This window comes from Clostridium sp. OM05-6BH (assembly GCF_003481635.1).
GTDB lineage: Bacteria > Bacillota > Clostridia > Lachnospirales > Lachnospiraceae > Butyribacter.
The window spans coordinates 1-4103 of the sequence record NZ_QULH01000040.1; the positions used below are offsets into that span (position 1 = coordinate 1).

A 4103-nucleotide genomic window follows, 5' to 3' on the forward strand; every position below is an offset into this window, starting at 1 on the left:
CCGGAGTTCGTTTATAATGGAAAAAACTGTAAATATTATCGAGCTATTTTTCGTAACATGAAGTCCTTAAAAAAGGTGGTATTGCCAAAAGATGCAGATTATACATTAACAATGTTTAAAAAATGTACTGATTTAAAATATGCGGAAGTAAAAGGTGCTGGTTTCCGTATCAATAAAAGGATATGGCATGCAATGTTACCGGAATATATCAACAATGAGATGTTTTCGGATTGCCGCTCTTTGAAAACTGTGAAGCTATATAATGGTATAACAAAATTAAACTATGGAATGTTTAGCGGATGTGTAAAATTGCGGAAAGTAAATATACCTAAGAAATGTACCTATATAGGAATAAATACGTTTCGTAACTGCAAAAGCCTTCGTAAACTAACAATTCCTAAATCCGTTAAAAAGATAGACAAAACAGCTTTTCGTGGATGCAAAAAACTTACTTTATATGTGAAGAAGGGAAGTTATGCGCACAAATATGCCAAGAAATATCATATTAAATATAAGTTGGCGAAATGAAGTCATTATATAAGATAGAGTAATTATAGTGAAAGTACATGGCAGGTAGTATAAGCGTATAAATAAAAGAAACAACATTTTAGAATTGATGAACCGGGCGCTGATAGACAGCGTCCGGTTTTTGAGGTTGTGATTATTTGTGCAATAGGGTTTAACATTGACCGTTCACCGGCAAAAAACGACCGTTCAAAAGTTTTTTGGTCGTAATTATAAAAAGTGTGCTAGGATATCGGCAACAAAAGAAAGGTCTGCTGTGTGCAGTGTCCGTTTCCTAAATTATTTATATAAAGGGTGGAGAAAATGTTTAGTGAATTTATAGCGCAAAAATTATATGAAGTAAACGTTATTGGGAAAGAAGAGGTGGAACTATACCAATATTGTTTTAATGCATTTATAGAAATCATGGGATTTATAATAATAGTAATTTTACATTCTATTTATCTGGGAGAAGCAATGAAAGGCCTAATCTTTCTAGGAATAGTAATTCCGATGCGCAGTCATGGTGGTGGTCGGCACGCCAACACTGCCAAAGTGTGTTTTGGATTATCTATAATATACTATTTGACTGTAGTATTTGTCTCAGAGAGACTTCCTGATACCTTTGATAATCTGCGGTTCATGGCACTGATATCTGCAATTATTATTCTGTTATCTCCGGTTGATAGTATAAATAAACCATTAGATGGTGAGCAAAGAAAGATCGAAAAGAAAAAGACTTGCAGATATGTAGTTGCAATTTACTGCATCTCACTAATCTTAAAGTGGAATTCTTTGACATGTTATGTGAAAGAAATCAATTTTTCCTTGTTTATAGTACTTTGTTCCATGATTTTTGGAATAGAAAGTAATACAAAAGATAACAGAAAACGCAACATATGAAATGACAAAATTGTAAAATTGACCGTTCACCGGCAAAAAACGACCGTTCAAAAGTTTTTTGTTCGCAATCATAAAAAGTGTGCTAGGATATCGGCAACAAAAGAAAGGGGGGGGAATACAAATGCTAAACAGTTTTTTTGGAAAGTACGGAAAACAGATTGCACAGTGTGCATTGATCGTAGGAATTATCTCTAGTCAGGGTACATGTAGATTTTGCTTTCACCAGCCGGAATTGCCAGAGAGTATGAAACAGTTATTAGAGCAGCAAAAATAATGAAGAACAATTAAACAAACAAGTACATTATAGCATAGTTTCATTAATTATGCTAAATGTTCATAACATGAAAGGGGACTTTGTGATGATTTATACAAAAATCAAGAGAAAAATAGCAGTATGCATGAGTGTTGCAATGTTGGCGGGGTGTGTGCAGCCAATAAATATAGGCGCTTCATGTAAAGTCAGTGCGAAAGAGGCAGTTGGAGATTATCTGGTATATAGTCCATCAGATACGAAACTTGACCAGATCGCAGATCAATATGAATCAAAGTTGAGTGATGATGTGGTAGATATACAAAATTTACAGCAAAATAATATTTTAAAAGTTGAATTGACTGCCGATCAGGCGGAAAAGTTAGATCAAAACAAAAATGTAATTGTTGAAAAAGATACTATGATGACTTCCAGTTCCGACAGCGAAACGGTAGATAGACAGATTAAACATATGGCTGCAGAACAATGGAACAGGAAAGCGCTTCAGGCAGAAAATATAACAACAGGAAAAGATACTGTGAAAGTTGCAGTCCTTGATTCGGGGATTGACAAAACAAGTGATATTGTATTGGAAGACGCAGTTAATTTTGTCCCGGATCAGGGCGTGGACGATCAGACGGGACATGGTACGATAGTTTCTAATCTGCTTGCAAAGAGTGATGAAACCAAAGATGGAATCATTACAACAGGAGACAATATTAAATTGTCAGAAGTACGTGTGTTGGATGAAAACAATCAGGCACCGGTCAGTCGTGTTGTGGAGGGCCTACAGTGGTGTATAGACCACCAGATTGACATTGTGAATATGAGTTTTGGAATGGACAGCAATTCCCAAGTGTTGCATCAGGTTATTCAGCAAATGCAAGAAAAGGGGATTTTGATGATTGCTGCTGCAGGAAATAACGGAGAACAGGCTGGAACACATGTACAGTATCCGGCGGCTTATTCTGAGGTGATCGGAGTTGGATCTGTGGATGAGAATTTAAGTTACAGCAGTTTTAGTGCCAAAGGCGATCAGGTGGAGTTGATGGCACCGGGAGAGAATATACCGATCACAACATATTGGGATATTCAGGGAGTGGGATCCGGTACCAGTTATGCAGCTCCACAGGTGACAGCCATAGCCGGAGCTTTATGGTCGAGAAATAAAGACAGATCAGCACAGGATATTCGAGGAATATTAACACAGTCTGCCAGAAGGATAACCGGTGAGGAAAGTGGGCGTCTTGTTTCTTATAAAGAAGCAGCACAGATCTTCGATGAATATAATGGTGATGCAGTGACAGTAGCGAAGGCAGAGTGGTGTGCGGAAGATTATGAGGTGCCAGAATTGCTGAAAGCTAGCTGGAGTGGGAAAAATCATAATAAATATGTTAAAACGGCATCATTAAATAAAACAGAGATAGGTGTTGTACAAAATGCGTGCGAATATGCAGATGTTGGAGGAGATGAATTCAAAAAAGCAGATGTGCTTCATGCCCGAGCAAAGACAAATTATGTGTCTGCTTGTAAATGTTTGTATCAGGCAGCGCTTTCATGGAATAGCAAACGGAATTATAATGATTTGTATAAAATAGCAGACAGCTACAAGAGTAGTTGGGATACGAATTCAGCAAGTAGTATTAAAGACTTAAAAACAGCGATGAAGGCGGCTGTGTATTATGATTTGCAGGATATGAGTAAAACCGGAACTAAGGTGTCAGTAAATCGAGGAAGACTACAACTGCTGGGGCTTGCTATTCATGTCGCAGGAGATACATATGCGCACAAAGCAATGGTTGATGTAACAGATGGAGGGAAGGAATTAGATACAATTTATGCAAAACATCTCAATAATATAAAACCTTATTTGGTAAAACCAGCCCAGGGCATGACACCGATTATAAATAAGGCAAAAAGTTCAGAAGGGTTAACAACAGCTCATTTAGGTCAGAACTATTTCAAGAATGACAAGGTTAGTAAGAAGCGGGCGAACGACTATTATACAGACAGTATTACATATATGGCAAAGAGATATAGTGTTGCTACACAGGTCGCAACAGGAAAACTGTTAAATTATTATAACAACAAGGCGAACTTTAGCATATTTGTATTTTGTCCATATGAATTGAAAAAGAAAGGGAACCAGACATATGCATCTATTTATAATTATAAATTATTAAAATTGACACAAAATGTGCAGGATGCGGGATATCGTTATGCGGATTATTCGACAGGAAAAAATAATACATATAATACATCCGACTGGTCACGGTTATCTCATAATTAAAGGATGATTATTCTTAAGAATTCTTAAGATTCTCCGAAATATATTGACGGTGAAAGTGAGATTTGATGTAATAATAAGTAAACAGTCAAAAGTTTTGGTATAGTAAGATAAAAAATAATGTAAAAGGAGGAAGGGAATATGAGGTTAAAAAAAGGT

The 4103-nt window shown here is 36.5% G+C and carries 4 protein-coding genes; all 4 read left to right on the forward strand.

The window, feature by feature from the left end; translation table 11 throughout:
- Nucleotides 1-528, forward strand: a 528-nt coding sequence (locus DXB73_RS14250; protein WP_147354912.1) for a leucine-rich repeat domain-containing protein, incomplete at its 5' end; no start/stop codon positions are given.
- Between the two features lie 300 nt (nt 529-828).
- The gene (locus DXB73_RS14255; protein ID WP_118691569.1) at nt 829-1407 is read left to right on the forward strand and encodes an accessory gene regulator B family protein; all 579 of its coding nucleotides are present in this window, start codon (nt 829-831) and stop codon (nt 1405-1407) included.
- Between the two features lie 121 nt (nt 1408-1528).
- A complete protein-coding gene (locus tag DXB73_RS14260; protein WP_118691570.1) occupies nt 1529-1681 on the forward strand; it encodes a cyclic lactone autoinducer peptide in 153 nt (50 codons plus the stop codon).
- Between the two features lie 85 nt (nt 1682-1766).
- Nucleotides 1767-3947: a S8 family serine peptidase gene (locus DXB73_RS14265; RefSeq protein WP_182448372.1), complete on the forward strand. Its 2181-nt coding sequence runs from the start codon at nt 1767-1769 to the stop codon at nt 3945-3947.
- The last annotated feature ends 156 nt before the right edge of the window (nt 3948-4103 follow it).